2 protein-coding genes are annotated in these 7,430 nt (G+C 50.8%); both read left to right on the top strand.

All coding sequences use genetic code 11. The annotated features are described in order from the left end of the window. Positions 1-896: STY4851/ECs_5259 family protein (locus ACLJR2_RS23425; protein WP_254044548.1), on the top strand; the 896-nt coding region annotated here is incomplete at its 5' end. 12 nt (positions 897-908) lie between these two features. Then, positions 909-7,229, top strand: a complete 6,321-nt coding sequence (locus ACLJR2_RS23430) for a DEAD/DEAH box helicase (RefSeq protein WP_000213428.1) — start codon at positions 909-911, stop codon at positions 7,227-7,229. Positions 7,230-7,430 lie beyond the last annotated feature (201 nt).

Below are 7,430 nucleotides of genomic sequence, written 5' to 3' on the forward strand. Positions count from 1 at the left end.
GTGCCTTAAGCGCTTTATCGAAATCGAAGGGCTGGGACATGTGTCATTCCTTTTTGATTGTATATTACTGGAATGACACAGAATTTCTAACACTCCCAAAAGCAACGCAGCTTTTTAATCCTCGTTCAGATGTCAATACCATTATGTTAGTTCTGGAACAAATGGCGAGCGACCCGGCACACTCGGGCTGGCAGTTCTTACGCAATTTATACGATCAGTTCGGGTATTTGCCTTTGGCTACCTTTGAAGTATGGCGGGCACTTGTTCAGCATCCACAAGCGTTGGCGATGTCGCTGTTCAAATTTGAAATGTCCATTGATTATCTCAGCCGTATTGAAAGTGAGTTTCCCGTTTTCTGGGAGTTTTTACCCATTACAGAAGTTAAACGTTCCGCCACACGTTTTCGTGCTTTTTTGGCTCATAAAGGTGCACCGGAGGAAATGCAGATAAGGTTGCTGGACAGAATGTATCAGCAGCTGGGCACAACATTCCCGACTTATGCCAGTGAGGTGCAATTATGGTTGAGTCAAGGGAAATTACCACCGGTTTTTCCTGAGTTGACGATGAAAGATATTATCCTTGAGTGGTATCAGGAACTTCTACGCGAACATGGTGAATCTCGCTGGCCAGAATTTGGTGGCCCGGGCCTTTTACGTTGGTATATGTCACAACAAAATCCTGTTATCGATATTTCCCCTGATGCCAGCTACCGCTATTCCGTCACCTTGCTCCCCGTATTTGCTGCTGCTGTTGCCAGCGGTAAAACAACATTTGACAGTGTTTTTGAGAATAAGCCCGGCGCCGTATTTTTTTTGAGACAGGTTAGAGACTTTGACTCGCGATGGTTTAACGCCATTTTCCAGTACTGTCTATTGCGTAATGTTACTGAAAAATAAAAAGGAATAAGAATGACTACACGCTATTTTTCTTCGCTGATTGAACAATCACTGTCGCGTTCTACGGAGGCGACGCTGAGTATTATGGGGGTGACCAACCCGAATCTTCGCGAGCATCTCACGCAACAAATGGCGGCCGATTGCGGGAAAGAAGGATCGTTTCTTGCCTCACCCGTATTTGAACAGACATTTGGCTGGAAAGAGTTCAACAGCACAATGAAAGACCTTGCAACAAAACAAACGTTGCTAAGCAAGGAGGTGGTGGACTCGCTGGATAGTGAGGAAAATGGTCGTTATCGTTTTGGCTCTGACTGGAAACCTTTCACGCATCAGTTAGCCAGCTGGCAATCATTACTTGAGAAAAAACATTCGGTCGTGGTGACCAGCGGGACAGGCTCTGGCAAAACGGAATGCTTTATGGTTCCGGTGCTGGAAGACCTCTATCGTGAGCTTCAGGTTAAGAACAAAAAACCGTTGATAGGTGTGAGAGCACTTTTTCTTTACCCACTGAATGCCCTGATTAATTCCCAGCGCGAGCGTTTAGATGCGTGGACCCGGAGTTTTGGTTCCGGAATTCGGTACTGTCTGTATAACGGTAACACGGAAGAATTGCATGCTTTGGTCAAAAGTGAGCAGGCAAACAGGCCTAATGAGGTTTTGTCACGAGAGAAGATGCGTGAAGAGCCCGCTCCCATTTTAGTGACCAACGGTACCATGCTGGAATACATGATGGTTCGTCAGGTTGATGCGCCGATTATTCAGAAATCAAAAGCGGAAAAATCATTACGCTGGATAGTTCTGGATGAAGCCCATACCTACGTTGGTTCTCAGGCCGCTGAGTTGGCTCTACAGCTCCGTCGCGTCATGACGGCATTTGGCGTCACGCCTGATGATGTTCGCTTTGTGGCGACGTCGGCCACCATGGCCGGGAGTGATGCTGAAAAGCAGCTGAAAAAATTCTTGTCTGAGCTGTCAGGAGTGCCACAGGAACGTATTGATGTTCTGGGGGGAAGCCGCGTTATTCCTGAGCTCGAACCCTGCAAACAATATTCTCTGTCACTGGATGAGATTGAGCATATCCCTGATTCGGAGAGTGAAGGGATCAGCCCGGAGCGTTATAGTGCGTTGACCCACTCTCCGGAAGCGCGCTGTTTACGCGAAATGCTGGTTAGCCAACCCCGACCAATGAAACTTGATACGCTGACCCAGCGTTTGAACGAACTGACCAAACATCAGTACACGCAGCAGGATGTTTTACGCTGGATCGATCTTTGCTCTGGCACACTCCCTAATGCAAAGGATCCTGCATTTCTGAAAGTCAGAGCACATATTTTCCAGCGAAACACCCAGGGCATCTGGGCATGTGTGGATAAGAACTGTGCAGCTAAAAAAAATACCGCGCTGGAAAAAAACTGGTCTTTTGGCAATGTGTATGTAAATCAGCGGCAAAACTGCGAGTGCGGCAGTCCCGTTTTTGAACTGGCATTCTGTAATGAGTGTAATGAACCGCATCTTCTTGCACGGGATAAAAAAGGCAAACTCGTACAGTGGGATAATAAAGGTGGAGATGAATTCTCCCTGCAGGATGAAATTTCTGACGATTTTGAAACATCCGGAGAAAAGGTTCAGAAGGATTTTGTATTCCAGTCGCCACAAATTATTGCTGCGGAATGTAATACGGAAGCTGGCTATATTATGCAGCGGCTCGATCGTCAGACCCGCAGTATCGGTGTGGTGAACCCGGACAGTATTCCGCTGGCAATTAATGATATCGAACAAATCTGTAGTGCCAGCAATTGTGGCTATAAAGGCGGAAAGGGTAAACAGCCCTTCCGACGGGCGTTACTGGGCGGGCCTTTTTATGTCACCAATATTGTGCCTACGGTGCTGGAGTATTGCCAGGATTTCACTAGCGATGAAGGTAAAGATGGCGTCGGCCCGCTCTCTTTGCCTGGTCGAGGTCGTCGCCTGATTACCTTTACCGACAGTCGTCAGGGGACGGCGCGAATGGCAGTACGTATGCAGCAGGAAGCAGAGCGCAGCCGATTACGTGGTAGCGTAGTAGAAATTCTTGGCTGGCACCAACGAAAACAACCAACGAGTGCTCCGAACGACCAGGCTGACGTGATGAAACTGGTTACAAGGGTGACACAATACCGTGAAGAAGCCCGGGAGTATCGCGAGTGGGGAATGCCCGAGGAAGCAAAACTTTCTGAAGCTCAGGCCGAACGCCTTGAACAGGCAATCCAGACGGCGACGGGGGGAAAGGCTGCAACCATTTTAGTTTGCCGAACCTGGACGGAAATGGTCAATGAGCTGAAAGAGAAAGCCGATATACAGGGACCAATTTTACAATATAACCATTATCTAAAGCCTGAAATTTTCACCGAAAATGGTGGCCCTTTGAAACTCGCCGAAATGCTGCTTTTCCGTGAGTTTATGCGACGCCCGAAACGAACCAACAGCCTGGAAACCCAGGGGCTGGTTCAGGTTGGCTATCAGGGGCTGGAGAAGGCGCACAGTGTTCCTGCTCACTGGCAGGCTAAAGGCTTAACCCTTGATGACTGGCGCGATTTTCTGAAGGTGACGCTGGATTTCTATGTCAGAGAAAGTAACTACATCCAACTGGATGACGATCTAAGAAACTGGATCGGTAGCCGTTTCTCTTCCAAATTTGTCCGCAACCCGGATTCGAAAGAGCCAGATGACAACCAGGTTAAACGCTGGCCGCAAATTCGCCACGGTAATGTGACTCAGCGCCTGGTCAAACTGTTGATTTTAGGAGCCAAATTTAACACCGTAAATACGGTAACTATTGATATTGTTAACGCCTGGCTGAAAGAAGCCTGGCTCCAGCTAACAGGATCTCTGGCGGTATTGAAGCCTGATGGAAACCGTTTTTATTTACCGAAAGAGCATCTAACATTCTCTCTGGTTCAAAAAGCACGCATTTGTCCAGTGACCAATAAATTACTGGCGACAACCTTCAAAGGTTTGACCCCCTATTTGCCCATGCATATCCAGTTCGAGCGACTGACGAGTGCACAGTACGACGCGTTTTTGGCTCAGGAAGTCACGCTGCCAGCGATCTGGGAACACGATCGCTCTCAGGATGATTATGTCGACGGGTTAACAAAAGTGCGTGACTGGGTAAGCCTGGATCCGCAAGTGCTATCATTACGCTCGCAAAACCTCTGGACGGACATTAACGATCGCGTGGTAGAAGGTGGATTTTACTACCGCACCGCAGAACACTCGGCACAGCAATCGTCGGAGCGCCTGCAAAGCTACGAAAGAATGTTTAAAAACGGGCAGCTTAACGTCCTTAACTGCTCAACCACGATGGAAATGGGTGTGGATATTGGCGGTATTTCTGCAGTGGTGATGAACAACGTTCCTCCGCATCCGGCCAACTATTTACAGCGAGCCGGGCGTGCCGGGCGTAGTAAAGAGTCACGCGCTATTTCGTACACCTTGTGCAAAGGGAACCCGCACGATCAGCAGGTTTTTGCTAATCCCCTCTGGCCATTTGAGACGGTGATCCCGGCTCCAATGGTGGCAATGAACTCAGAGCGTCTGGTGCAGCGTCACGTCAATTCCCTGCTGCTGTCAGAATATTTATGCCATGTGGTCGGGGAAACCGAAAAAGAGCGTACCAGCCTTAATAGCCAGTGGTTCTTTGGCGAAGAGCTCGACCAGTCGGTATGCAATCGTTTTAAAGCCTGGCTCGAACGTCCGACGCTGAGCATTGATAACGCGCTGGAGCGTCTGGTTAAAGGGACGGCATTGCACGGCGTTACTGCAGAAAAACTGCGTGATAAAACGCAGGAGGCTATTGCCGTCTTACAGACACGCTGGCTGGGGATCTTCCGCGATCTCGTGAAACAGGAAAGTGAATCGCAGCCCAATACGCCGTACCGCAGGCGACTGGAGCTGGAGAAAAAACGGCATTGTGGTGAATACCTGTTACGCGATCTGGCGGCCCGAACTTTCCTGCCCGGATATGGCTTCCCAACGGATGTTGTCACTTTTGATAACTTCACCATGGAAGATTATATCCGCGAGAAAACGCACAAAGGCCGTGATAAGAACGACCGGGAGGATAACGTTTCTCGTTATAAGGGGCTGCCTTCGCGCAATCTTTCCGTTGCGATCCGTGAGTATGCGCCGGGTGCAGAGATTATCCTTGATGGTCGGGTATTCCGCTCGGCCGGTGTTTCGCTGCACTGGCATAACCTTAACGCCGATACTAACGAAGCCCAGCGTCTGGACAGCGCCTGGCGTTGCCACAAATGCGGTACCTTAGGCTATGAGGAAGGTATTGGTGGCCCGGGGGATTTATTCTGTACCAATAGCGCGTGCGGGGAGCGGATCACGCTGGATAACCGACGTCAGGTATTACAGCCCGCCGGTTTTGTCACCGATGCCCATACTCCCGTTACGAACAACATTGAAACAATGAAATTCATCCCGGTGGTGCCTGCCTGGGTATTTGTGAAGGCAGAACGCGTGCCACTGCCAAACCCGCTGATGGGCTTTATGGCTTCAGGCGCGGATGGCCATGTTTTCCAGCAGAGCATGGGCGAAGGTGGGCACGGTTATGCGCTGTGCCTGAGCTGCGGCCGGGCGGAGTCAATGCTCAGTGCTACCGATGCGCCGAAATCGATGGAAGCGCATTATCCTCCGCGCCCCGGTAAATCTGATCGCGACAGCCAGAATCAGCGGATTATCTGCCCTGGATCCACAGCACTGAATAAGAATGTCACGCTGGGTGCGCTGGCCCGCACCGATGTGTTTGAGCTCATTTTGCGCCGTCCGCAAAACGGGGAGTATATCCCCGATAATTCTGATGAAGGCCGTATTGTGGCTATGACGCTGGTGGTTGCGCTACGTCGGGCGCTGGCCAGCGTGCTGGGGGTATCGGCGGCAGAATTGGGCTATGCGGTGCGTCCGGTCAGGCTAGAGAATGAGCAATCGGTCCTGGCGGTGCAACTTTACGACATTATCAGCGGCGGTGCGGGGTTTGCTTCCAGTGCGCCATTGCATATTGAAGCAGTCCTCAAAGGGATGGTGAAACAGCTGGGATGCCGCCACTGTGATACCGCCTGTAGCGAATGTCTGCTCGATTCGCAGACCCGCCACGATCACGATCAGCTGGATCGTAAAGCCGCGCAGGCCTGGTTGGGGGAGGATTTCAGTCACTATATCGGTTTGCCGGAGGCGGAAAAATTCTCCCTGGCCGACGCGCAGTATTGCCCAGGCAGTATTGAAGATGCTATCCGTCGTGCCATTAACGACGGGGCGCGCAAACTCACGTTGTGGATGAATGGGCCGCTTAACGAGTGGGATTTGTATGCCCGCCAGTTCCGAACGGCGATCCAGAACTATCGGCTGAAAGATGAGGTTGAGGTTACGCTGGTTGTGCCCGGTCATATTGAAGATCCGGAGCTTTTACAGGAGGTTGCGCAGTTTGCCGCCATTGGTGTGCAGCTTTGCCAGTCTGAGCTGAATACGGATACGCCGGTTGTCGCACAGGTAGCATTCAACGATCGCCTGATGACGTTGATTTCTCGCAGCCCAGAGGCCACCATCCCCGGCCCGAACTGGCATCTGAATAGCCAGATGGTTATTCGTAGCCATGCGTTTGAGCCGATAACGCTTAGTAAAGCTGAGCTATTATCCGATACTGCAGGTAGCAGAGGCCTGGTCAACGATATTGAGATCCATAAGCAGCTTAATGGCCCGGTTTCTCAGTTTGGTCAGCGTTTCTGGGGCGTGTTAACCGGGGCGCAGGAAGATATTCAGACGCTGCTGAAGGAAAACCAGGTGACGCGCATTCACTATAGCGATCGTTATCTGCAAAACCCGGTGGCGCTGGCGTTATTAGGCGGGCTGTTAAAACCGCTGAAATCGATCCTGGCGCAGGATGCGCAAGTGACGATTGATACGCTGTTTAAGAGTAAAGAGCGGCCAGGCAACAAGCCGTTCCATGACTGGATGAGTGAAGCGGATTTTCAGGATTTTGCCGACCAGTGGTTTGCAGCATCTATGGGCAGAGCCGTCGTGGTTAACACCTTTGGCTCGCCGCGTGATATTCCACACCATCGTAAACTGATGGTGACCTTCAGTAATGGTCAGGCGCTGAAGATCCGTTTTGACCAAGGGATGGGATACTGGCGCATCGTCTTTGCGCGAGCGTATCGCGATTTTGATTTTAACGATGATGTGGCTTTCCAGCTCGGGAATATGGCCAAAGCCTGCGTTGAAGGTCAGGTGGTCAACAGCGAGGAAAGTTGGGCAACCGATGTGCTGGTGCAGGTGATAGTCCCTTAATGCGAAACCGCTCCCGATTAAACATCGGGAGCGGCTAACATCAGGCGGTGGTGCGCTTGCCGGTAATCATGTCGATAATGACCTTCCCCCTGTAAACAGTGCCAGTCTAAACTGAAGTTTCCGGTCTTTCTTCCATCTCACAGAGAGGCGCATTGCCATGAAAAAGACCCGTTATACCGAAGAACAGATTGCATTTGCCCT

The organism is Salmonella sp. SAL03688 (assembly GCF_046551895.1).
GTDB classification, from domain to species: Bacteria; Pseudomonadota; Gammaproteobacteria; order Enterobacterales; family Enterobacteriaceae; genus Salmonella; species Salmonella enterica.